Consider the following 23,482-nt stretch of genomic DNA (forward strand, 5'->3'; position numbering starts at 1 on the left):
AGCCCGTCCCGGCGGTTATTCCGCCGCCAGCCTGTCCGCCGTGCCGTAGGTCGCCTCGTAGAGCGCGCGCTGGCGGCTCAGCGCTACCATGGTGTTGCGCAGCAGGATCGCGACCGTGATTGGGCCGACGCCGCCCGGTACCGGCGTGATCCAGGAGGCGACCTCGCGGACGCTCTCGGTGTCGACGTCGCCGACGATACGGCTGGACCCGTCAGGCCCGATTTCGGAATTAATGCCGATGTCGATGACCGCAGCACCCGGCTTGACCATGTCGGCCTTGATCAGCCGCGGCTTGCCGACGGCGACAAACAGCGCATCGGCACGCCGCGCGTGCGCGGCAACCGATCGCGTCATGTGGTGGCAGACCGTCACCGTCGCGCCTTCGCTCATCAGCAGGAAGGCGATCGGCTTGCCGACAATTTCGGAATGGCCGACGATGACGACTTCCAGCCCCTTGAGGTCGAGGCCGGTCTCCCTCAGCAGTTCGACCGAAGCCGCCGCCGTGCAGGGGGCGAGGTCGAGCTGGTTGTAGACGATGTTGCCGATCGAAGCCGGATGCATGCCCTCGACATCCTTGAGCGGATGCACCGCCGCCTGCAGCGTCCTGACCGGGATATGCGCCGGTACCGGCCGCTGGATGATGATGCCGGTGACGCGCGGATCGGCGTTCAGGCCGTGGATGGCCGCTTCCAGCTCGCCTGATGTGATGGTGGCGGGAAAGCGCCGCTCCTCGAAATCGATGCCGGCCAGTTGCGCCTTGGCGCGCTGGTTGCGCACATAGACATCCACCGCCGCGGTGTCGCCAACAGTGATCGAGATCAGCTTGGGCGGAAAACCCTCGGCTTTGGCGATCGCCGCATCCTCGCGCACGGCGGCAATGATGCGCTGGGCAACCGGGCCGCCCTTGAGATAGCGGCTGTCGTCGGACAGGGACATGGGTGGACTCTTTTGCTTGGTTGCCGCCGACATAGCAAAAGAACATCGGCAAGGGCAGCGCGAAAGCGAACCGTCATGCTTTTTGCGCGACGTACCGACCAAGCCCGTGTTTCGCTGGCCCTTAGGCTTCGGTCAAAAACGGAAAGGGCAGCGCGGTTTCCCGTGCTGCCCTTCCTGACTGGCCGCATCCCCATCCGGCCCGTCCCCCGTTATCTCTGGACTGGCCGCGAAAAGCGAGTTGCTTTGCCGGCCAAGTGATTCGCAACCCGGACTATATCACCTCGACCGTGGTTCCGACATTGACGCGTTCATAGAGGTCGACGACGTCCTCGTTGCGCATGCGGATGCAACCCGACGACACCGCGCCACCGATCGTCCATGGCTGGTTGGTGCCGTGGATGCGATATTCGGTCGTGCCGATATAGAGTGCGCGTGCGCCGAGCGGGTTCTCCATGCCGCCGGCCAGATAGGTCGGCAGGTAGCGGCCCTTGGCGGCTTCACGCTTGATCATCTCCGCCGGCGGGCGCCAGTCCGGCCACTCGCGCTTGTTGGTGATCTTGTGCGTGCCCGACCATTCGAAGCCGGGTTTACCGGTGCCGACGCCGTAGCGCCTTGCCTTGCCGTTCTTCTCGATCAGAAAGAGGAAATTCTGCGTCGTATCGATGACGATCGTGCCCGGCTTCTGCGGGCCGTCATAGGCGACTTCCTGCGGCAGGTAGATCGGGTTGATCTGCGGACGCATGACCATGCGCTTGGACTGCGGCTGCACCGCCGCCGTGTGCACCCGGTCGGGCTGCGCCGGCTGTGCGTAGCGCAAGCGCGGTTGCTGCACGACCTGGTGGTTCTGCCGAACGATGCCGGGCGCATGGCCAAGCTGCAGCACCCAGGGGGCGGAAAGGTCGGGGCTCACCATCACCGGCGGCCTGTCGGCATAGCGGTCGCCGGCGGTTGACGGCGTGACGCCAGCGGCAAACACAGCCACCGTGCCGAGTACGGGAAACAGAACTGTCTTCATCGGAACGCACCTTGATCGTCTGATACAACCGGGTGGAAACGCCCGCCGGTTCAGCGATTATTGGCGCGGAAGCAGCAACCGAAACATGAATCGGAATGCGTAAAATGCGTAAGTGTCAGTAAAGCTTTTGGTGTGGTTACCGCCGGGTTCAGGAATCTGGTAAAGCCGCAGTAAATGCAGTGCAAAGGCGCATTAACGAACGGATTTTTGGCTATGGAAAAGGAAAACACCGGTCTGCTTGCCGGTCCCGACGGTGTCGCGCGCTGCTTCTGGCACGGCAATCTGCCTGATTATCTGCACTACCACGACCATGAATGGGGCCGGCCTGTCGCCGACGACCGCAGGCTGTTCGAAAAGATCTGCCTCGAAGGCTTTCAATCGGGCCTGTCGTGGCTGACCATCCTGCGCAAGCGCGAGAATTTTCGCGAGGCCTTCGCCAATTTCGAATTCGACAAGGTTGCCGCCTTCACCGACAAGGATGTCGAGCGCCTGCTTGGCAATGCCGGCATCATCCGCCACCGCGGCAAGATCGTCTCGACCATCAACAACGCCAAGCGCGCCCGCGAGATGGCCGATGAATTCGGCTCGCTGGCCGCCTGGTTCTGGAAGTTCGAGCCCGGCAAGGACGAGCGGCCCGAAATCGTCGATCTCGCCCATCTGCGCGCCAACCCAACCACGGCAGTCTCGGCCCGGATTTCGAAGGAACTGAAGAAGCGCGGCTGGAGCTTTGTCGGCCCGACCACGGTCTACGCCTTCATGCAGGCCATGGGCCTGGTCAACGACCATCTCGAGGGCTGCGTCTGCCGCAGGCAAGTCGAGAAGGAGCGGAAGGCTTTTAAGCGGCCGAAGTAGAGGCTCTTACCTCCCCTTGTGGGGAGGCCGCGCCAAAGGCGCGGGTGGGGCAATCTCAGGTGCCGTTGGCGCTGGCCAGCACCAGCCCGGCGACAATCGCCACCACCGTGGCCACGGTCGGGTAGATCACCAGCAGGCCGGTCATCAATGCGTCGCGCATCGATGGTCCCTTGCTGGTGCCGGCCGGTATCTCGAACGGACCGGCGGCCTGGCTGACCATTTTCTGAGCGTGGATGTCGGCTGCACGCAGGCGCGAGGGCAATTCGCCTGCATCGCCGTCAATGGCATGGAATCTTGCTGTGCTGGTCATGGCCCGAACCCCTTCGTGTCGCCGCGGGTTATCGGCTGCGATTGTGTCGGCACGATGCCGCGCTCATGGCGGGATTGTTTCATTCTCGGTGCGTTTCTGTTTCAGGGCGGTTCGGTTCTGCCTTCTCCCGGCAGGAGAGGCAAGGCGGCAAACCCTTGCCGCACAAAGCTGCATCGGTTAGGACACGCGCGCTGCGGAAGTAGGAAATTTCCTACTACACAGCGCCACGAAACACCGAGTACCCATTCCATGGCCGACAAATCGGAAAAGACGAAAGCGCGACTGCCGCGCGGTTTTGCCGACCGCAGCGCCGAAGACATCCGCGCCGTCGAGAAGATGATGGCGACGATCCGCTCGGTCTATGAGCTCTACGGTTTCGAACCGGCCGACCAGCCGCTGATCGAATACACCGATGCGCTGGGCAAATTCCTGCCCGACCAGGACCGGCCGAACGAAGGCGTATTCTCCTTCCAGGACGATGACGACCAGTGGCTGTCGCTGCGCTATGACCTGACCGCGCCGACGGCGCGCTTTGTCGCCGAGAATTACGAGCGCCTGCCCAAGCCCTATCGCAGCTATCGCTCCGGCTGGGTGTTCCGCAACGAGAAGCCCGGCCCCGGCCGCTTCCGCCAGTTCATGCAGTTCGACGCCGATACGATCGGCACGCCGGGCGTAGCCGCCGACGCCGAAATGGCCATGATGATGGCCGACGTCATGGAAGCGCTCGGCATCAAGCGCGGCGACTACGTCATCCGCGTCAACAACCGCAAAGTGCTGGACGGTGTGCTGGAGGCGATCGGCCTTGGCGGCGACGAGAATGCCGGCCGCCGGCTGACGGTGCTGCGAGCGATCGACAAGCTGGACAAGCTCGGGCCCGAAGGCGTGAAGCTTCTGCTTGGGCCTGGGCGCTGGGATGGCGGCAAGGAAGGCGAAGGCGACTTCGCCAAAGGCGCCGGACTGAACGACGTGCAAGCCGAGGCAGTTCTTCTCGCGACAGCGAGGAATGAACAGCCCGGCCAGGATTCCAGCGTCAGTTCGAACGCGGTCTACCAGGAAGGCGTTGGCGAACTCTCGACGATTGAAGCCTTGGTCAGGGCAGCTGGATACGCCGAAGACCGTATTGCCATGGACCGTTCCGTCGTGCGCGGCCTCGAATACTACACCGGCCCGGTCTTCGAGGCCGAGCTGCTGGCCGAGATCCCCAACGAGGACGGCCAGATCGTGCGCTTCGGTTCGGTCGGAGGCGGCGGTCGCTATGACGGTCTGGTCTCGCGCTTCCGCGGCGAGCCGGTGCCGGCGACCGGCTTCTCCATCGGCGTCTCCAGGCTGATGACGGCGTTGAAGAACCTCGGCAAGCTCGACAGCGCGGATGTGATCGCGCCGGTCGTCGTGCTGGTGATGGACAGGGACACCGACAGCCTCGGCCGTTACCAGAAGATGGTGAGCGAGCTGCGTGCCGCCGGCATCCGTTCCGAAATGTATCTCGGCGGCGCCGGTATGAAGGCGCAGCTGAAATATGCCGACCGCCGCGGCTGCCCGGTCGCAATCATCCAGGGCGGCGACGAGCGCGCCAAGGGCGAGCTGCAGATCAAGGATCTGATCGAAGGCGCGCGCCTGTCGGCCGAGATCACCGGCAACGCCGAATGGCGCGCCGCGCGCCCGGCGCAGGTGACCGTGGCCGAAAGCGAACTGGTCGCCGAGGTGAAGAAGATTTTGGCGGCGCAGGTCGAGGAGAGGGCGCGTGGCAAGTAGAGCGCCAGCCTTGCCTTCTCCCCTTGTGGGAGAAGGTGGCCGAGCGGAGCTCGGTCGGATGAGGGGTGTTCCAGGGAACGCCAACGCCTCGTTTCTTCCAGCACCCCTCATCCGTCTTGGCGCTGCGCGCCAATCCACCTTCTCCCACAAGGGGAGAAGGCAAGGTGGCGCTTCATGACCTCCCGCTACCCCGCCATATCAGCCGACATCATCAACCTCTTCGCCACGCGCGACACGCATGCGGTCGAGGTCGCCGTGCTGCAGCCGGCCGATCCGTTCCTCGACATGGCCGGCGAGGATCTGCGCCGGCGTATTTTCCTCACCGAAAGCGAGACCGGCCAGGCGCTGTGTCTGCGGCCGGAATTCACCATTCCGGTCTGTCTCGACCACATAAGATCGCAGGCCGGCACGCCGCGCCGCTATTCCTATCTGGGCGAGGTGTTTCGCCAGCGCCGCGAAGGCGGCAACGAGTTCTTCCAGGCCGGCATCGAGGATCTCGGCGATCGCGATACTGCCGAAGCCGATGCCCGCTCGCTGGCAGACGCGCATGCGCTGCTTGCCCTGGTGCTGCCGGGCCAGGCGCTGGCGATCACGCTCGGCGACCAGACCATTTTCGAGGCCGTGCTGGCCGCCCTTGGCCTGCCGCGCGGCTGGCGCATGCGTCTTGCCCGGGCTTTCGGCTCGGCGCCGATGCTGCAGGCTGCACTCGCCGATCTCGCCAACCCGCCACGCAACGGCCAGCTCTCCGGTCCGGTCGCTTCCCTTGTCCTCGACGGTGATCTGGAAGGTCTTTCCGCGCATATCGCCAGTGGCATGGAAGAGGCCGGCCTGTCGGCGTCTGCCGGGCGCGCGCCGGCCGACATTGCACGACGGTTGATCGAGAAGGCCGAATTGCGCAGCGTGCGACTCTCGAATGAGGCCTTCGCGGCTCTGAAGGGTTTTCTGGCGATCGACGTGCCGCTCGATGGCGCGGCCCAGGCGCTGGCGACCTTCGCCAGCGGCGCCGGTCTCTCGCTGGGCGCCGCGCTGGAGAAGTTCGCCGCCCGCGCCAAGGCGATCGAGACGCACGGCCTGCCGACTGGGAGAATCCGCTACGACGCCGCTTTCGGCCGTCCGCTCGACTATTACACCGGCCTGGTCTTCGAAATCGCGGCGCAAGACGGCGAACGGCCGCTCGTCGGTGGCGGCCGTTATGACCGGCTGCTGACGCTGCTTGGCGCCAAAACGCCGATCCCCGGCGTCGGCTTTTCCGTCTGGCTCGATCGCATCGACGCATTGCGGGAGACGGCGCCATGATCACGCTGGCGATCCCGTCGAAAGGCCGGCTCAAGGAGCAGGCGCTGGAGGTGCTGGCCAATGCCGGGCTCGCCGTCAGCCTGCCCGGCGACGAGCGCGCCTATCGCGCCCGCATCGAAGGCGCGGAAAGCATCGAAGTGGCCTTCCTGTCGGCTTCCGAGATATCAGGCGAGATCGGCCAGGGCGCGATCGATCTCGGCATCACCGGCGAGGACCTCGTGCGCGAGAATCTTGCCGACTGGGAAACCCGCGCCGAAATCGTCGCCCGTCTCGGCTTCGGCAATGCCGATGTCGTGGTCGCCGTGCCCGACATCTGGCTCGACGTCGACACCATGGCTGATCTCGATGATGTCGCTGCCGATTTTCGTCAGCGCCACGGCAGGCGGTTGCGCATCGCCACCAAATACTGGCGGCTGACGCAGCAATTCTTCTCGCAAAAACACGGCATCCAGGTCTATCGCATCGTCGAGAGCCTCGGCGCCACCGAAGGCGCGCCGGCGGCCGGCCTGGCCGATGTCATCGTCGATATCACCACCACTGGCTCGACGCTGCGCGCCAATCATCTCAAGGTGCTCGGCGACGGCCTCGTCCTGCGCTCGCAGGCCTGTCTGGTGGCATCAAGGAAGACGCGTGCGGCGGCTGACGAAGCGGTTCTGCGCGATATCGCCGCCAGGATGGCCGCCATCGTCAGCTAGGGATGCCCTCCAGTACCATCGACGGGATTTCCACCGTCCCGGCAGGCTGATAGGCTCGCCCAATCCCGGGAGGAGACAGCGATGCCGATCAATCTCGACGAGCTGAAGAATGCCAGCAATTTGCGCGGGCGTGGATCGCGCGACGGTGGTGTCTTCGTAGCACCCGTCGACGGCAAGGCTCATGTCTCGGGCGAGCGCAGCGTGCCGCTGCTCAACAAGACTATTCCCGCGCTTTTCTCCGACACCGCCAGCAAATACGCCACGCTCGATGCCGCGGTCTTCGTCGACCAGGACAAGCGCTTCACCTGGAGCGAACTGTCGGACACGGTCGATGCGCTGGCCGCCGGCTTCCTGGCGCTGGGCCTGGAAAAGGGCGATCGCGTCGGCATCTGGTCGCCCAACCGCTGGGAATGGCTAGTGACGCAATTCGCCACCGCCCGCATCGGCCTGATCCTGGTCAACATCAACCCCGCCTACCGGCTGACCGAGCTCGACTATGCGCTGAACAAGGTGGGGTGCAAGGCGCTTGTCACGGCGGCCAAGTTCAAGACCTCCGATTACCTCGGCATGATCGAGACGCTGGCGCCGGAGATCGCCACCGCTACGCCCGGCAAGCTCAAGGCAACGAAGCTGCCGACGCTGAAGATCGTCATCCGCATGGGCGAGGACAACTCGCCCGGCATGTTCAATTTCGGCGATGTGCTGGCCATGGCCGGGCGCGACGAGCATGACAGCCTCGACCGCATCTCGGAGGGCCTGAAGCCCGGCGACGCCATCAACATCCAGTTCACGTCAGGCACGACAGGAGCACCCAAGGGTGCGACGCTGACCCACAACAACATCGTCAACAACGGCAATTTCGTCACCTCGGCGATCAAGCTGACCGTCGACGACCGGCTGTGCATCCCGGTGCCGCTCTACCATTGCTTCGGCATGTCGATGGGCACGATGGGCTGCGTGTCGAAAGGCGCGACCATGGTTTTTCCGGGCGAGGGGTTCGATCCCGGCGCCACGCTGAAAGCGGTGGCGAGTGAGCGCTGCACCGGGCTTTATGGCGTGCCGACCATGTTCGTCGCGCTGCTCGATCACCCGGATTTCGCATCCTTCGATCTGTCCAGCCTGCGCACCGGTATCATGGCCGGCTCGCCATGCCCGATCGAGGTGATGAAGAAGGTGGTGTCGCTGATGCATATGTCAGAAGTGACCATCGCCTATGGCATGACCGAGACCAGTCCAGTGTCGTTCCAGAGTGGCGTTGATGACCCGCTGGAAAAGCGCGTCTCGACGGTTGGGCGCATCCACCCGCATGTCGAGGTCAAGGCGGTCGATGCCGATGGTGCAACCGTCGCCGTCGGCGCGCCGGGCGAACTGTGCACACGCGGCTATTCGGTGATGAAGGGCTATTGGGACGACGACGACAAGACCCGCGAGGCCATCGACACCGACGGCTGGATGCACACCGGCGACCTCGCCACCATCGATGCCGAGGGCTATTGCAACATTGTCGGCCGGGTCAAGGACATGGTCATCCGCGGTGGCGAGAACGTCTATCCGCGCGAGGTCGAGGAATTCCTCTACCGCCATCCCAAGGTCAGGGAGGTGCAGGTGTTCGGCATTCCCGACCCAAAATATGGCGAGGAGCTGTGCGCATGGATCGTGCTCAAGCCCGGCCAGATCGCCACCGAACAGGAGATCAAGACCTTCTGTGCCGGCCAGATCGCCCACTACAAGGTCCCCCGCCACATCCGCTTCCGCACCGAATTGCCGATGACAGTGACCGGCAAACCGCAGAAGTTCTTGATGCGCGAGGCGATGGTGGAAGAGTTGGGGTTGGTGACGCAGAAGACGGCGTGAGGGGAGCAGCGCTTCGATTTGTCGGTGCACTGAATGCAGCCAAGGATCGCGGATCCTGCGGCATCGTTTGGAGCTGCGGGTGACGTTGTTTTTGAGGAGTCGAACGCCGGCCGCTGGGGCCTGCCGGATATTGGCGAAGGTGCTCCACACGGATTTTCCGCAAGTTTCGCAGAAATGCATAAGGGGCTTGAATGAGTGGTTTCGGACGATCGGTGACTTCTTATGCGATGCCCTTAGCCGCTTTGGTGATGGCTGTCGCAGTCAGGGCAAGCGGGCTGTCAGTAGACGAAGGTTCGCTGAGCGTCAGGATCCTTGTCGGAGCACTTTCGAGCGCGATTATGTTCACCACCATTTTCGTGGTGCTCGACCATGCCGAGGCGGTGGCTCGGCGTGTAGGAGAGCCCTACGGCACATTGGTGCTGACTTTTGCCGTCACGGCAATCGAAGTGTCGATCATCGTTTCCATGATGCTGCATGGAGAGAACAACCCTACGCTTGCACGTGAGTCCGTCTTTTCAACGGTGATGATTACATCGACTGGCGTCGTCGGCATGTGTCTCGCGCTTGGCGGCTGGCGTCATCGCAAGCAGGCAATTGTTCGACAAGGGACCAGCGCATATTTGGCGGTTCTGATCGCACTGACCGTCATGACGCTTATTCTGCCAACCTACACACAAACTACGGGGCCTGGCACATTTTCAGCAGCTCAACTTGGCTTTGTGAGCGTACTTTCAGTGATGCTTTATGCAAGTTTTGTGTTCGCGCAGACTGTCCGGCACCGAGACGATTTCGTCCAAGGACAAGAACACGACGTTTCGATGCGGACTGCCCCTCACGAAAGCGTCTCTGCCAGCACTTTGCTCCTGTTGATCGGGCTGATTGGAATTGTCATGCTCGCCGAGCAAGTCGCCGCAAGTGTTGAAGATACGCTCGTTACCTACCAGGTGACTCAGGCTGACAGTATTGTGGGAGCATTGATCGCCGGGTTGGTTTTGATGCCAGAGGCCATTTCGGCGGTTCGCGCTTCACTCAATAATGAGCTGCAACGCGGCTTGAATGTTGCGATGGGTTCCGCTTGCGCTACAATTGGTTTGACAATACCGGCGGTCGCAGCCGCCAGCCTGCTGACGGGAAGAGGGTTAACCCTGGGGCTTCCAGCGACTGACACAGTACTTTTGATTTTAGCACTCTTCATATGCAACGTGAGCTTTAGTACCGAAAGAACAACATTCTTGACTGGCATGGTCCATATCGTGGTATTTTTTACGTATATATTTCTTATATTTGTACCATGAAAACTTTGGTGCAGGCTGGCAATCGGGTGCAGGGACGAGACGGCCATCGGTTCCGTCAACGGACGGCTTGGACTCATCAGCCTGGGCCGCCGCAACGGTGCCCGTTGCAGATCAATCGCCACAACGTTATATGGCCCGTGTCGGAAAAGGCAGACTTGGTTTGGTAAGCCCAAGTCCTTTCGGTAACGAAAGCTCTGGTCTTTGGCTTTGTGCACGAGATCCCCACGACGAACATCGGACGCTTCTCAAGCGTCTAATCGTTCGTCCGTGTGGTGTTCAAGCTCGAGGAACGCTCCGGTCGAACATCGACCAAGGAGTAGTTCATGCACAACCCCCACCCCTATGATGTCCTGATTGCCGGCGCCGGCCCCGTCGGCCTGTTTCTCGCCTGTGAGCTGCGCCTCGCAGGCCTCTCGGTCCTGGTGCTGGAGCAGGCCGAGGACCCACGCTCTCCGCTGAAGCGGCTTCCGTTCGGCATGCGCGGCCTTTCGTTGCCCACCATTGAGGCCTTCTGGCGTCGCGGCTTGCTGAACGACATCGCCGCGTCGCAACGCGCGAACGATGGCTCGGGTGGCAGCAGCGCTTCCGTTACCGCGCATTGGATGCAACAGCCGCGCCGCCTGGGTGGCCATTTCGCCGGCATCCAGTTCTACCACGACAACATCGACACTTCGAAATGGCAGCATCGCCTGCCAGGTCCGGCACGCACCAGCATGGCGGTCGAGATGGAACATCTCGAAGCCGCCTTGGCCGCTCGCGCAAGCGTGATGGGCGTCGAGATCAGGCGCGGCCTCGGCCTCGAAGACTTCGACCAGTCGGACGTGGACGTGACCATTCGCGCTGGTGGCGAGACTTTCCGCGGACGCTGGCTCGTCGGATGTGATGGCGGCCGCAGCACGGTTCGCAAAGCTGGCGGCTTTGAGTTCGTCGGCACCGATCCCGAGTTCACCGGCTATTCCGTTGAAGTCGAGATGGCCGATCCGGACAAGCTCCGCCTGGGCCGCCACTACACGCCGACGGGCATGTATACTTATTCACGGCCCGGGACGATCGCGATGGTCGAGTTCGACGGGGGCGCTTTCCACAGAACCCAGCCAATCACGCTTGAGCATGTGCAGGATGTATTGCGCCGCGTCTCCGGTGCCGACGTCACCTTGACGGCCCTCCAGTCTGCCACGACCTGGACAGATCGCGCCTATCAGGCGACCGCTTACCGCAGGGGGCGGGTGCTGCTCGCCGGCGACGCCGCGCACATCCATTCCCCCTTGGGCGGCCAGGGGCTCAACCTCGGCCTTGGCGACGCCATGAACCTCGGTTGGAAGCTGGTTTCCACGATCCGTGGCGACGCGCCGGTCGGCCTGCTCGACAGCTATTTGAATGAACGGCATCCGGTGGGCGCGCAGGTTCTTGACTGGTCGCGCGCCCAGGTCGCGCTGATGCGGCCGAGCCGGAGCTCGCGCGCGCTCGAAGCCATCATCCGCGATCTCATCGACACGCGCGACGGCGCGACATACTTCGCCGAGCGCGTGTGGGGTGTTTCTCTCCGATACGATCTCGGCGGCGACCATCCGCTGGTGGGCCGCAGTGCTCCCGACTTCGAGCTGGCCGACGGGACGAAGCTCGGCGAACTCGTCAGGAATGGGCGCGGCCTGCTTCTGGACTTTGATCCTCCCTTTCCTCTTCAAGCGTTTGCAGGCCGCTGGAGTGGACGGATCAACTATGTCGCAGGCGACGCCAAGGATCGGCTGGGTTTGAGCGCGGTGCTCGTGCGCCCCGATGGCTTCGTCGCCTGGGCCGCCGACGCAGCCCCTGACCTCGATGAAGCTGCTCAGGCCGCGTCGCGATGGTTCGGCGAACCCGAATAGCTGCGTGAATCTGCCTGGGCGTTATCCGCCTAACACCGCAGCCAGTGCATAATCCGTGACTTTCGTACAGACCGGAATGGCTGCTACGGGTCGCCATAGCCGGACCTTGCCAGTGATGCCGTGAATGTTAAGTCTCGGCTCCGATGCGGACGTTCCGCCCGAGTTCGAAGACTGACCGCGACCGTTCTGCGGCCTTCGCATCGATAGCGCCAATGAGCGGCGTCCCACATCCCACTCCTTGCGTCATTGGGAGGGGTCGTTGTGGACCAAGCCCTACTCCCCGGGCTTGTGACAAAGCCGATCCAGCGCGTCTCGAAGTGCAGTGGCGGCATCGCCACGCTCGTCAGGGGACATCAGCTCCGGTTCAAGTTCCAGCCTGAAGTGCGGCAGCTCGGTTCGAACGGCACGACGAGCGGCCGCCAGATTGGCCTTCAGATCGATGACGCGGTAGGTGGCGACGGGATAGGCGATCCCCTTGACCTGGACGTGCCCCAGCTCCTCACAGTCGATTGAGTCCTTCACTTGCGCAAACGTCTCGTAGGAAATGAGGATGGCCCCCGGCGGCGCCTCCTGCTCCAGGCGCGAGGCGAGATTCACGGCGCCGCCGATTATCGTGTAGTCCATTCGGTCCTCGCTGCCGAAGTTACCGACGGTGCAGTAGTCGGTATGGATGCCGATGCGACAGCGCAGCGGTGTTTCGATCCCCATGTCCCGCCAGACTTCGGCAAGCTCGCTAATCCGCTTTTGCATTGCAAGTGCCATCTGCGCGCAAGCCAGCGCGTCCTCCTTGACGCCGCGAGTCTCGGGATCGCCGAAAAACATCAGGATCGCGTCGCCGACATATTTGTCGATCGTCGCGCCGTGGTCCGAAGCAATTTTCGACATTTCCGTCAGATAGTGATTGAGGAGTTGGGTGAGATCCTCGGATTCCATTTTGTCAGTGGTCTCGGTAAAGCCGGCGATATCGGAGAAGCATATTGTCAGTTTCTTCCGCTGGCTGGCGATCCTGACCTCCTGGCGGCCGGTGAATATCGAGCGATACACTTGGGGCGCCAGATACTTCGCCAGCTTGCTGGAAAGCGCCTCCAGAACCACGGATTTCTCGGCGAGGTTCTCCTCCCTTTGCTTCAGCTCAGTGATGTCCGAATAGACGGCGACCGTGCCGCCGGCGCTGATCCGCCGCTCGCTGATCATGACCCATCGCCCGTCGCCTCGCCGCTGCACCCAAGGTTCCCCAGGGTTGCGGTGCCGCGAGAGGCGCTCGGCGACCCACTCCTCGACCCGCCCCTCGGCGTCCCTGATGTAGCCGCGCTCAGCGGATCGGCGAATGATCTGCTCGAATGTCGTGCCGGGTGTCAGTTCGGTCTCCAGACCGGTGTAGAGCAATTCGCGGTAGCGGCTGTTGCTGAGGACGAGCCGGTCCTCCCCATCGTACAGAGCGAACCCTTCGGAGATGCTTTCGATGGCATCGATGAGCCGCTGGCGAGCTTCCGCAACGTCGCGCAGGTTCTTTTCCTCGACCTCGACAGCAGTATCCCGGAAGAGTCTCAGCGCTTCGGCCATGCGCCCGATTTCGTCGCTGCCCGCGGCTGGCAGCGGGGCACGAAGGTTGCCCCCCGCAATCGCGAGCATGCCCTGGCTCACGGCCCCCAGTCGGGCGAGGAGGCTGCGGTCGACATAGAGCCAAACAACCAGAACCGAACTCAGGAGGCTGAGGAAGGCGGAGCCGAGCACAACCGCGGTGCCGTAGCGCTGGACGAGCGCGGCTTCGCGACCGGACGCAGCGATCTCCTGGTTTGCCGTGGCGACCAGGCGATCGACGCCAGCGGTGAGATTGCGCGACAGTCGATTGTTCTCGGCCAGAAGCCTTTCGCCCTGTGCCAGGACAGCAAACTCGTCCTCCCGCGCCTTGGGGATGCTGTCCTCGCCGTCGGTCAAACCCTTGAATTCGTCGACACGCTGCCGGAAGCGGGTCCGCAGCTTTTCGTCGATCTCCGTGGAAACCTTTTCAAGAGCAGTGAGCGAACGGCGTAGCGGAAAAAGGATCAACGCCAGGTCGCCCGGCGTCGGCGCGTTCGCGACCTTCACCAGCGCGTCGTTGACCGCCGAGATCTCCAGCTGCGCCTTCTGCTGGGGGATGTAGGCCGCAATCGCCTGGACCAGGTCGGCCATCGCCGCTGCGCGTCGATCGGGCGACAGCGACGTGTCGGCCGCGACCGCCCGCCATTGCGGGAGCCTGGAATCCATCACTAGGATGCCGGTGGCGACAAGGCGCTGGCTTCCGGTCGTCGTCGCGGCGAGGCGGTTCAGGAGCTCCTCCTTGCGGGCGACCACGTCGAGCCGGGCGACAACAAGAGAGTCGAGCTCCTTCAGGTTGCGCCTCAGAACAATCGCGGCTTCCTCGATCTCGGCCAAAGGCACTGTGCCCAACGTGGCATCCCGGAGGTCCGTGCGCAGGGCCTCGAGGCGGGACATCTCGAGCGCGACGGCAGCCGAGACCTCGCTGTGCTGAGCCCTGCTTGTCGCTGCCAGCACCGATGGCGCGGCAGCAGCGACCCGTTCGGCCTGGCGCGACAGCTGGAGGGAGGCGAGCGCCGACGGCACTCGATCCGTGGTAATTCGGTCGACGACGTCGCCAACCTGGAGGAAGGCATAAAGCGCCGCAGCGGTTGCCAGCACCGCAAGGGCGCTGATCCCGAAAAAGGCGAGCAACAGCCGGCCGCGTATGCCGAGGCGTTCAAGCATCTCGGCGAGTCGGAACAGTCCGGCCACACTGGTCTGCATCAGACTAGACGTCTCAGCCGGCACGCCGGCGATCAGCGAACCCCTATTCAACCGGCACATACTCTCCGCCGCGCCAGACGTACCAAACCCAGCTCTGCTTCGTGAGGTCGCCCTTGTCGTCGAAATCGACCCGGCCGATTACGGTGTCGAATTCCTGTTCGTGCAGTGCCGCAATGACGGCCTTCGGCTCCAGCGAACCTGCCTTCGAGACTGCCTGGGCCCAGACCTGGACCGCGCAGTAGCTCAACAGCGTGTAGCCCGCGGGTTCGAAGTTCTCCACACGGAACTGCTCAACGACCGCGGCCGCTTCGGGGCTTCGCCTCGGGTCCGCCGGGAACGTGAAGAGGGTTCCCTCCGCCGCGGGGCCGGCGATCAGGGCAAATTCCTCGGTCGACATAGGATCGCCCGAGACGAGTTGAAGCGAGTATCCGCGGTCGCGTGCAGCACGGGCCATGAGCGCGGCTGCGTGATGGCGACCGCCGAGGTACAACACGGCAATATCCGCTGCCTCCAGAGCAGCGATTTCAGCTGAATAATCCGTCTTTCCGGGGTCGTAAGCTTCATAGATCGCTTCGGTTACGCCCCGCTTGTTCAACTGCTTTCTAGTCTCGTCGGCGAGACCCTTCCCATAGGTCGAGTTGTCGTGGAGGATCGCAATCTTCTTGTTGCCCCAGCGATCGGCAAGGTAGTTGCCGGCGATGAAACCTTGCGCGTCGTCGCGGCCAATGGTGCGAAAGACATTGGCACGGCCCTGTTCGGTCAGCTGCGGATTGGTCGATGCCGGGGATATCTGCAGTACCCCTGCTGCCTCATAGACTTTCGATACCGGGATCGACGACTCAGAGCACATGTGCCCGACGACGAAAACGACACCGTCAGCCACTAGCTTTTGGGCTGCCGCCATTGCTTGCTCGGGATCGCAGAAGTCATCGACCGTGACGAGCCTCACCTTCTGGTCGAGTACCCCGCCCGCCTCATTGATGTCGGCCACAGCCATCTCTGTGCCGCGCTCCAGCTGCTCGCCGATCCAGGCAAGCTGCCCCGTTAGCGGGCCTGCCGCGCCGATCAGCACCTCCGCCCGCGCGGAGCTGAACGCGGCCGCGAGCGCGACGATGGCTGTGGCGATGATGCGGTGCATGGATGCAGCCCCTATTCAACCGGCACGTACTCTCCGCCGCGCCAGACGTACCAAACCCAGCTCTGCTTCGTGAGGTCGCCCTTGTCGTCGAAATCGACCCGGCCGATTACGGTGTCGAATTCCTGTTCGTGCAGTGCCGCAATGACGGCCTTCGGCTCCAGCGAACCTGCCTTCGAGACTGCCTGGGCCCAGACCTGGACCGCGCAGTAGCTCAACAGCGTGTAGCCAGCGGGTTCGAAGTTCTCCGCACGGAACTGCTCCACGATCGCGGCCGCGCCGGCATCTCGTCGCGGGTCCGCCGGGAAGGTGAACAGGGTTCCCTCCGCCGCTGAGCCTGCGATCAGGGCAAATTCCTCGGTCGCCAAAGCATCTCCGGATATGAGCTGAATCGTGTAGCCACGGTCGTGTGCAGCGCGAGCAATCAGCGCAACCTCGGCATGATACCCACCCACATATAAGGCGGAGACGCCGGCGGTCTGCAACGCAGCGACCTCGGCCGAATAGTCGTCCTTCCCGGGAAGGTATGCGTCGAAAACGGCCTCAGTCACTCCCCGCTTGTTCAGCTGCTTCCTGGTCTCGTCGGCGAGACCCTTCCCATAGGTCGAGTTGTCGTGGAGGATCGCAATCTTTTTGTTGCCCCAGCGATCGGCAAGGTAGTTGCCGGCGATGAAACCTTGCGCGTCGTCGCGGCCAATGGTGCGAAAGACATTGGCACGGCCCTGTTCGGTCAGCTGCGGATTGGTCGAGCCTGGGGATATCTCAACGACGCCCGCCTCCTCGTACACTTTTGACGCGGGGATCGAGGCCCCGGAGCAATAATGCCCGACGACGAGCACGACCCCGTCAGCCACCAGCTTCTGGGCGGCCGCGACCGCTTGCTCGGGATCGCAGAAATCGTCGACCGAGATGAGCCTCACCTTCTGGCCGAGCACGCCGCCCGCCGCGTTCACATCGGCCACCGCCATCTCCGCGCCGCGCTGTCCCTGCTCGCCGATCCAGGCAAGCCGTCCTGTCATCGCAGCCGAGACCCCGATCAGCACCTCAGCCCGCGCGGAACTGAACACGGCCGCGAGAACTACGATCGCTATGGCGATGATGCGGTGCATGTGTGCACCCCCTTAACTGTAGCTTACGCCAATCCCGTCAGAGCCGACAGCCCCTTCGGCAAGCGCGACTATCTCGGCTGCTATTTGCAGCGCACACCCAATTTGGCGACGCGATCATACACTGGAATGGCTTGTCATAACTTCGTTCGCTGAGGTCGGAATCGCGCGCCAAATCCGGACAGACCTGATGGGTCTTTTGCGCCAATCACAAAAGGCGCGGGCCATGGCCCGCGCCTTTTTCGTGTTCAAGCTTCCAAAGCTCAGTCCTTCTCGAAGACGCGCGCCTTGGCGACGATGCCGGCAATGGCGCCGCCGATCAACGGTGCGACGATGAACAGCCAGAGCTGGCCGATCGCCGCACTACCGGAAAACAACGCCGGGCCGATCGACCGGGCCGGATTGAGCGACGTGCCGGTCACCGGGATGATGGCGAAGTGCAACCCTGCCAGCGTCAGGCCGATGACCAGTCCGGCGAACGCCGTCGAGTGCTTTTCCGCGGTGACGCCGAGGATCACGGTGACGAAGGTGAAGGTGCCGATCAGTTCCCACAGGAACGCCGAGCTGACGCCCCATTTCGCCACGTCCCAGCCATTGGCGCCGAAGCCGCCGGTGTGTCCGCCGGTCTGGCCGGAGACGATGATCCACAGCGCCAGCGAAGCGAGGATGGCGCCGATGATCTGCGCGATCCAGTAGGGGATGACATCCTTGGCCGGCAGCCGGCCGGCAAGGAAGACACCCAGCGTCACCGCCGGATTGAGATGCGCGCCCGAAATAGGGCCGATCGCATAGGCCGCCGCAATGAGGCCGATGCCGAACGCCAGACCGATGCCTTCCTGGCCAAGCGGCAGCGCACCGCCGAAGCCGCCCGTCACCACAGAAGCCGTACCGATGAACACCAATAAAAATGTGCCTAGAACTTCCGCCAGATAAGTCTTCATTGCCCTCTCCTCGTAACGATCCGCCGGTCCGCCTTTTCTGCGCCGCGAATCATGACGGCAAGAGTATTCCCAACCGAAAACCTTGGGAAGCAGAGCGGTTGCGCCACGAGCCGTGCTTGCAGGCGCCAGTTGCGAACATTAGAGACCTTTCATCTATTATCGATCTGTGCTGCAGCCTTGGGACATTTCATTGGTCGGGCAGGCTCGCAGGCTGGCCAAGATCGCGTCGGCTCGCGGGACGGAAGCGGGGGTTCATTCCGGACGTGAAAGGCTCTAAGAGCAGGCCCGGAGAAATGTGCTCGATTTGGTGGAATGAAGAATGCGACTGGGCGGACGGCTGGCTGCGGCCATCGAAGTGCTGGAAGACATCGGACGGCGTCACCGGCCGGTTGCGGACGCGCTGAAGGATTGGGGCCTGTCGCACCGCTTCGCCGGCGGCGGCGATCGCGCCGCGATCGGCAACATCGTCTATGATGCCTTGCGCCGCAAGCGTTCCGCCGGCTGGCTGCTCGGCGAAGACACGCCGCGCGCCATCGGCTTCGGCGCGCTGCTGCTCGAATGGGGCCAGACGGCGCAGTCGCTCAACGAGGCACTCGATGGTGACAAATTCGCGCCACCGCTGCTGACGACCACCGAGCTTCAGGCAATTGCCGAACGCCGGCTTGCCGATGCGCCGGACGCAGTACGGGCCGACGTACCGGATTGGTGCGCGCCGCTTTTCGAGAAAACCTTCGGCGCGACCTGGGCCGATGAGGGTGCGGCGCTGGCGACGCGCCCGCCGCTCGATCTCAGGGTCAACACGTTACAGGCCAACCGTGACAAGGTGCTGGCCGAACTGATGGGAACCGGCGCCAAACCTGCCGCCATCGCGCCGCAAGGCATCCGCATCCCGCCGATCGATGGCGACGGCAGGCATCCGAACGTGCAAGCCGAGCCGGCTTTCCAGAAAGGCTGGTTCGAGGTCCAGGACGAAGGCTCGCAGGTCGCGGCAGCCCTTGCCGGGGCCGAAGCCGGCATGCAGGTGCTCGACTTCTGCGCCGGCGCCGGCGGCAAGACACTGGCGCTGTCGGCTGCGATGGGCAATCGCGGCCAGATCTTTGCCCACGACGCCGAAAAGGCGCGGCTGGCGCCGATCTTCGACCGCATCCGCCGCTCGGAAAACCGCAATGTGCAGGTCGTCACCAAGCCGGCCGAACTCGCTCCGCTCGGCAACCACATGGACATCGTGCTGGTCGACGCGCCTTGTACCGGCAGCGGCACCTGGCGGCGTCGTCCCGATGCCAAATGGCGGCTGACGCAAAGACAGCTCGACGCCCGCAAGGGTGAGCAGTCGGCGATCCTCGAAGCGGCCAAAGCCTATGTCAAACCGGGCGGCCTGCTGGTCTACATCACCTGCTCGGTGTTCGACGAGGAGAATGGCGAGCAGGTCGCGGCGTTCCGGCACCGCAACAGCGGCTTTGTCCCGGTCGATCATCGGGCGCTCTGGGACAGTCGTTTTCCCGGCCATGCGGCAGCCGCGCGGATCGGCGCGGCCAGCGACATCTCGCTGTCGCCGGCGCTGAGCGGCACTGACGGATTTTACTTCTGTGCCATGCGAAGGTCGGCCTGAACCTCACCGGATATCGCCAATCCTTGGTGGATGCGTGTTTCCCCGCCTGCAGGTGAGTTCAATGTTGCAGTGCAGCAAAAGCATTTGCCTGTCGCCCATGCCTCTGCAATAAGCTTATCCGCATAAAGGAAGGCAGCGGCCATGGCAGCAAAGATCGTACCCGCCCCGGACTATGAGGATCGCGTCAGGACCTCCTTCGCGCGCCAGAAGGCTATGGCCACGATCGGCGCCGAACTGACGCTGGTGACGCCGGGCATCATCGAGATCGAGATGCCTTATTCGGCGGCACTGACCCAGCAGCATGGTTTCCTGCATGCCGGCGTCATTTCCACGGCGCTGGACTCGGCCTGCGGCTATGCCGCCTTCTCGCTGATGCCGGAAAACTCCGGCGTGCTGACCATCGAGTTCAAGGTCAATCTGCTGGCGCCGGGCAGGGGCGAGCGCTTCCTGTTTCGCGGCTCGGTGACAAAACCCGGCCGCACCATCATCGTCGCCGACGGCCAGGCCTATGCCTTCGCCGCCGACGGCGAGGCCAAGCTGATCGCCACCATGACCGGCACGATGATGACGGTGGTCGGGCGTGATGGCATCGAAGGCTGATCCGATGGGTAAAATTGTGCGACTTGGCGGCAAGGACGTCCTCTTCGTCATGGCCGCCGAGGCCGAGTATGGTCCGCACCTGAAGCGATTGTTCGCACCTTTCATGACCGGCGTTGGGCCGGTCGAGGCCGGCGTCAGGCTGGGCGCCCAATTATCCTTGATGAAGTCCCAAAAAGCCCTGCCGGATCTCGTCGTCTCGCTCGGCTCAGCCGGTAGCCGAACGCTGGAGCAGACGGAAATCTACCAGGCCGTCTCGGTCAGCTACCGCGACATCGACGCCTCGCCGCTCGGCTTCGAGAAGGGGGCGACGCCGTTTCTCGACCTGCCGGTGACCGTGCCGCTGCCGTTCAGGATTCCCGACTTAAGGGAGGCAACGCTGTCCACCGGTGGCGCGATCGTCACCGGCGCCGCCTATGACGCGATCGCCGCCGACATGGTCGATATGGAGACCTTCGCCTGCCTGCGCGCCTGCCAGCTGTTCGACATCCCGCTGATCGGCCTGCGCGGCATTTCCGATGGGGCGGCGGATCTGCGGCACGTCGGCGACTGGACCGAATATCTGCACGTCATCGATGAGAAGCTGGCGGACGCGGTCGGGCTGCTGGAACAGGCGATCGGCGATGGCTTGCTGGGCGCTTGACCCGCAAATAGCTCAAGCCGCCAAGCTCGCTGGATCGCCGAAATCGATGCGCGAAATGCGGCCGCGCACGGCACCGTTCGCATCGACATAGTCGATTGCTCCCGGCGAATGATCGAGTTTCCACGAGCCGGTGGGGCCATCGTTCCATTCGACCTTGTAGCCGTCATCGAGCAGCGTCCAAAGTCCATGGAAAAGGGTACCATCCGGCAGCAGCATATGCGCCTGGTTCTCGTTTTCGTAGTGGATGAACGCGTCCTTGCCGCCCATGTCGATGACATGCGTGGTGCCAATCATGATAACGGCCAGCGTGTTCCTGTCGAGAATTGTCATGGTCCCTGTCCACGTGCTTGAGTTCGAAAGAGCCTCGACGGGATGAGTATCGTCAAGTATCTTGACTATATGGAGTTGGGATAAAATGGTCAAGGAGCTTGACAAAAAAATCGAGGCCCTGCCCGATCACGTTGGCTGGCGTCTATGGCAGGCAAGCCGTGCCTGGCAGGCCGAGTTCGCCGCCGCGATGCGGGCCGCCGGCCACGGCTGGTTCACCGAAGCGCGCGCCGGACTGCTTGGACACATCGCCAGGAACGGCATGCGCCAGTCGGCGTTGATCGAACGCTCGGCAATCTCCAAGCAGGCGATCCAGCAACTGCTCGACGGCCTCGAGGCGGAGGGCATCGTCGAGCGTCTGCCCGATCCGCAAGATGGCCGCGGCAAGCTGGTGCGCTACACGCGCAAGGGGCTGGATGCCTTGCATGACGGCGACCGGGTCAAGATGGAGATTGAGCGGCGCTATATCGGTCGCATTGGCAAGGAGCGGTTCACGGCGCTGATGGACGCTTTGCGGGCGCTTGCGGCCGCCCAGGCTGCGGCGATGGATGAGGATGCTGGCGCTGAAGGCGAAGTCGTGGAATCGAAGTGACGGCCAAGGCCTCGCAACCCATTGCGTCGACTCATTTCTTTCTCTAAACGCTCGCCATGAAAACAGCCAATCATCCCGACACCGTCCTGATTGTCGATTTCGGCAGCCAGTTTACGCAGCTCATCGCCCGCCGCATCCGCGAGGCCGGCGTGTTTTCCGAGATCGTGCCGTTCCAGTCGGCCGAGGCGGCGTTCAAGCGCATCAATCCGAAAGCCGTGATCCTCTCCGGCGGCCCGGCCTCCACCAGCGATATCGGCAGCCCGCGCGCGCCACAGATCGTCTTCGATGCCGGCGTGCCGGTGCTCGGCATCTGCTATGGCCAGATGGCGATGTGCGTGCAGATGGGCGGCGTCGCCGAAAGCTCGGACCATCGCGAATTCGGCCGCGCCTTCGTCGAGATCGAGAAGGACAGTCCGCTGTTCGAGGGCCTGTGGGCGCCCGGTCAGCGCCACCAGGTGTGGATGAGCCATGGCGACCGCGTCATATCCTTGCCCAAGGGCTTCGAGGTGTTAGGCAAGTCGGAAGGCTCGCCTTTCGCCATTTTCGGCAATATCGAGCGCAAGATGTACGGCATCATGTTCCACCCCGAGGTGGTGCACACCCCGGATGGTGCAAGGCTGCTGCGCAACTTCGTCCACAACATAGCCGGCATTGAAGGCGACTGGACCATGCGCGCCTACCGCGAACATGCGGTTGAGGCGATCCGCAAGCAGGTCGGCAAGGGCAAGGTCATTTGCGCGCTGTCGGGCGGCGTCGATTCCTCGGTCGCGGCCCTCTTGATCCATGAAGCGGTTGGCGACCAGCTCACCTGCATCCTCGTCGACCACGGACTGATGCGCAAGGACGAAGCAGCCGGCGTGGTGGCGATGTTCCGCCAGCACTACAATCTGCCGCTGATCCTGGTCGATGCCGCGGACAAGTTCATCTCGGCGCTGGAAGGCGAGGCCGATCCCGAGAAGAAGCGCAAGACCATCGGCCGGCTGTTCATCGAGGTGTTCGAGGAGGAGGCGAAGAAGCTCGGCGGCGCCGACTTCCTGGCGCAAGGCACGCTCTATCCCGATGTCATCGAGAGCGTCTCCTTCACCGGCGGTCCGTCGGTGACCATCAAGTCGCACCACAATGTCGGTGGCCTGCCCGCGCGCATGAACATGCAGCTCGTCGAGCCGCTGCGCGAACTGTTCAAGGACGAGGTAAGGGCGCTCGGCAAGGAACTCGGCCTGCCCGAAAGCTTCATCGGCCGGCATCCGTTCCCGGGTCCTGGTCTCGCCATCCGCTGCCCGGGCGGCATCACCCGCGAGAAGCTGGAGATCCTGCGCGAGGCCGACGCCATCTATCTCGACGAGATCCGCAAGGCCGGCCTCTACGACGCCATTTGGCAGGCCTTCGCCGTGCTGCTGCCGGTGCAGACCGTCGGCGTCATGGGCGACGGCCGCACCTACGAGTTCGTCTGCGCATTGCGCGCCGTCACCTCGGTCGACGGCATGACGGCGGATTTCTACCACTACGACATGGCGTTCCTCGGCGCTGCCGCCACCCGCATCATCAACGAAGTACGCGGCATCAACCGCGTCGTCTACGACGTCACCTCGAAGCCGCCCGGCACAATCGAGTGGGAATGATTTAGGCCCATCCGCCAGTATCCCTTGTACGCCAGGATGCGCTATAAGATATTGATGGAAAAGGATAATCCTAACTAGGTCTATCGCCATCTATCGAGGGGTAGTGCTCCGATTTGACGGTATAGCGGACGGTATGGGGAATCTTGTTCGATCAGCGAATTCGCGATACCGTCAGGGCCAAGAGAGCTGCTGACGGTATTTTTTTCAGACATAACAGGCTGATTTCCAAAAGGAATCATGCTTCCAGCATCGTCTGTTT

Annotated in this window: 20 protein-coding genes; 12 read left to right on the top strand and 8 right to left on the bottom strand. The window is 63.2% G+C overall.

Annotation, left to right across the window (positions count from 1 at the left end; genetic code table 11):
* Nucleotides 1-15 precede the first annotated feature (15 nt).
* Both B5V02_RS31120 and B5V02_RS31125 read right to left on the bottom strand, forming a co-directional pair.
* Complete coding sequence (locus B5V02_RS31120; protein ID WP_111547845.1) at nucleotides 16-936, bottom strand: bifunctional 5,10-methylenetetrahydrofolate dehydrogenase/5,10-methenyltetrahydrofolate cyclohydrolase; 921 nt, start codon at nucleotides 934-936, stop codon at nucleotides 16-18.
* Between the two features lie 271 nt (nucleotides 937-1,207).
* Complete coding sequence (locus tag B5V02_RS31125) at nucleotides 1,208-1,951, bottom strand: L,D-transpeptidase (protein WP_111547846.1); 744 nt, start codon at nucleotides 1,949-1,951, stop codon at nucleotides 1,208-1,210.
* Between the two features lie 213 nt (nucleotides 1,952-2,164).
* On the opposite strand from B5V02_RS31125, the gene B5V02_RS31130 reads away from it, so the two are divergent.
* Complete coding sequence (locus B5V02_RS31130) at nucleotides 2,165-2,803, top strand: DNA-3-methyladenine glycosylase I (RefSeq protein WP_111547847.1); 639 nt, start codon at nucleotides 2,165-2,167, stop codon at nucleotides 2,801-2,803.
* 55 nt (nucleotides 2,804-2,858) lie between these two features.
* Here B5V02_RS31130 and B5V02_RS31135 read toward each other — a convergent pair whose 3' ends face one another.
* Complete coding sequence (locus B5V02_RS31135) at nucleotides 2,859-3,113, bottom strand: hypothetical protein (RefSeq protein ID WP_111547848.1); 255 nt, start codon at nucleotides 3,111-3,113, stop codon at nucleotides 2,859-2,861.
* Between the two features lie 249 nt (nucleotides 3,114-3,362).
* On the opposite strand from B5V02_RS31135, the gene hisS reads away from it, so the two are divergent.
* The 6 genes from hisS (at nucleotide 3,363) to B5V02_RS31165 (ending at nucleotide 11,870) form a co-directional block, all read left to right on the top strand.
* A complete protein-coding gene (hisS, locus tag B5V02_RS31140; RefSeq protein WP_111547849.1) occupies nucleotides 3,363-4,865 on the top strand; it encodes a histidine--tRNA ligase in 1,503 nt (500 codons plus the stop codon).
* A 174-nt stretch (nucleotides 4,866-5,039) separates the two neighbouring features.
* Nucleotides 5,040-6,161, top strand: coding sequence for an ATP phosphoribosyltransferase regulatory subunit (locus tag B5V02_RS31145; RefSeq protein WP_111547850.1), 1,122 nt, complete (start codon nucleotides 5,040-5,042; stop codon nucleotides 6,159-6,161).
* Nucleotides 6,158-6,856, top strand: a complete 699-nt coding sequence (hisG, locus tag B5V02_RS31150) for an ATP phosphoribosyltransferase (RefSeq protein WP_111547851.1) — start codon at nucleotides 6,158-6,160, stop codon at nucleotides 6,854-6,856. The genes B5V02_RS31145 and hisG overlap by 4 nt, the downstream gene beginning before the upstream one ends.
* Before the next feature lie 81 nt (nucleotides 6,857-6,937).
* The gene (locus tag B5V02_RS31155; RefSeq protein WP_111547852.1) at nucleotides 6,938-8,710 is read left to right on the top strand and encodes an AMP-binding protein; all 1,773 of its coding nucleotides are present in this window, start codon (nucleotides 6,938-6,940) and stop codon (nucleotides 8,708-8,710) included.
* Nucleotides 8,711-8,901: 191 nt separating this feature from the next.
* On the top strand, nucleotides 8,902-10,005 hold the full coding sequence (locus B5V02_RS31160; RefSeq protein ID WP_111547853.1) for a calcium:cation antiporter: 1,104 nt from the start codon (nucleotides 8,902-8,904) through the stop codon (nucleotides 10,003-10,005).
* Nucleotides 10,006-10,328: 323 nt separating this feature from the next.
* On the top strand, nucleotides 10,329-11,870 hold the full coding sequence (locus tag B5V02_RS31165) for an FAD-dependent monooxygenase (protein ID WP_111547854.1): 1,542 nt from the start codon (nucleotides 10,329-10,331) through the stop codon (nucleotides 11,868-11,870).
* A 273-nt stretch (nucleotides 11,871-12,143) separates the two neighbouring features.
* On the opposite strand, the gene B5V02_RS31170 is transcribed toward B5V02_RS31165, so the two are convergent.
* From B5V02_RS31170 to B5V02_RS31185, 4 genes are all read right to left on the bottom strand, one after another.
* Nucleotides 12,144-14,615 carry an adenylate/guanylate cyclase domain-containing protein gene (locus B5V02_RS31170; protein WP_111548047.1) on the bottom strand — a complete coding sequence of 824 codons (2,472 nt, stop codon included), beginning with the start codon at nucleotides 14,613-14,615 and terminating at the stop codon, nucleotides 12,144-12,146.
* An 82-nt stretch (nucleotides 14,616-14,697) separates the two neighbouring features.
* A complete protein-coding gene (locus B5V02_RS31175) occupies nucleotides 14,698-15,792 on the bottom strand; it encodes a branched-chain amino acid ABC transporter substrate-binding protein (RefSeq protein ID WP_111547855.1) in 1,095 nt (364 codons plus the stop codon).
* A gap of 11 nt (nucleotides 15,793-15,803) precedes the next feature.
* Nucleotides 15,804-16,898, bottom strand: a complete 1,095-nt coding sequence (locus B5V02_RS31180) for a branched-chain amino acid ABC transporter substrate-binding protein (RefSeq protein ID WP_111547856.1) — start codon at nucleotides 16,896-16,898, stop codon at nucleotides 15,804-15,806.
* 260 nt (nucleotides 16,899-17,158) lie between these two features.
* A complete protein-coding gene (locus B5V02_RS31185; RefSeq protein ID WP_111547857.1) occupies nucleotides 17,159-17,836 on the bottom strand; it encodes an MIP/aquaporin family protein in 678 nt (225 codons plus the stop codon).
* 319 nt (nucleotides 17,837-18,155) lie between these two features.
* Here B5V02_RS31185 and B5V02_RS31190 point away from each other — a divergent pair, with 319 nt between their 5' ends.
* The 3 genes from B5V02_RS31190 (at nucleotide 18,156) to B5V02_RS31200 (ending at nucleotide 20,685) form a co-directional block, all read left to right on the top strand.
* Nucleotides 18,156-19,445: an RsmB/NOP family class I SAM-dependent RNA methyltransferase gene (locus tag B5V02_RS31190; RefSeq protein ID WP_111547858.1), complete on the top strand. Its 1,290-nt coding sequence runs from the start codon at nucleotides 18,156-18,158 to the stop codon at nucleotides 19,443-19,445.
* Between the two features lie 141 nt (nucleotides 19,446-19,586).
* A complete protein-coding gene (locus B5V02_RS31195; protein WP_013530371.1) occupies nucleotides 19,587-20,045 on the top strand; it encodes a PaaI family thioesterase in 459 nt (152 codons plus the stop codon).
* 4 nt (nucleotides 20,046-20,049) lie between these two features.
* Nucleotides 20,050-20,685 (top strand): 5'-methylthioadenosine/S-adenosylhomocysteine nucleosidase, encoded by a 636-nt coding sequence (locus tag B5V02_RS31200; RefSeq protein ID WP_111548048.1) that lies wholly within the window; start codon nucleotides 20,050-20,052, stop codon nucleotides 20,683-20,685.
* 12 nt (nucleotides 20,686-20,697) lie between these two features.
* Here the strand turns inward: B5V02_RS31200 and B5V02_RS31205 are convergent, their stop codons facing one another.
* Complete coding sequence (locus B5V02_RS31205) at nucleotides 20,698-21,015, bottom strand: hypothetical protein (protein WP_111547859.1); 318 nt, start codon at nucleotides 21,013-21,015, stop codon at nucleotides 20,698-20,700.
* A gap of 85 nt (nucleotides 21,016-21,100) precedes the next feature.
* On the opposite strand from B5V02_RS31205, the gene B5V02_RS31210 reads away from it, so the two are divergent.
* Together B5V02_RS31210 and guaA are read left to right on the top strand one after the other, a co-directional pair.
* Nucleotides 21,101-21,604 carry a MarR family winged helix-turn-helix transcriptional regulator gene (locus B5V02_RS31210; protein WP_111547860.1) on the top strand — a complete coding sequence of 168 codons (504 nt, stop codon included), beginning with the start codon at nucleotides 21,101-21,103 and terminating at the stop codon, nucleotides 21,602-21,604.
* A gap of 56 nt (nucleotides 21,605-21,660) precedes the next feature.
* Entirely contained in the window at nucleotides 21,661-23,223 is a 1,563-nt protein-coding gene (guaA, locus tag B5V02_RS31215) for a glutamine-hydrolyzing GMP synthase (protein WP_111547861.1), read from the top strand.
* Nucleotides 23,224-23,482 lie beyond the last annotated feature (259 nt).

The sequence above is a fragment of the Mesorhizobium kowhaii genome, assembly GCF_003253745.1.
GTDB lineage: Bacteria > Pseudomonadota > Alphaproteobacteria > Rhizobiales > Rhizobiaceae > Mesorhizobium > Mesorhizobium kowhaii.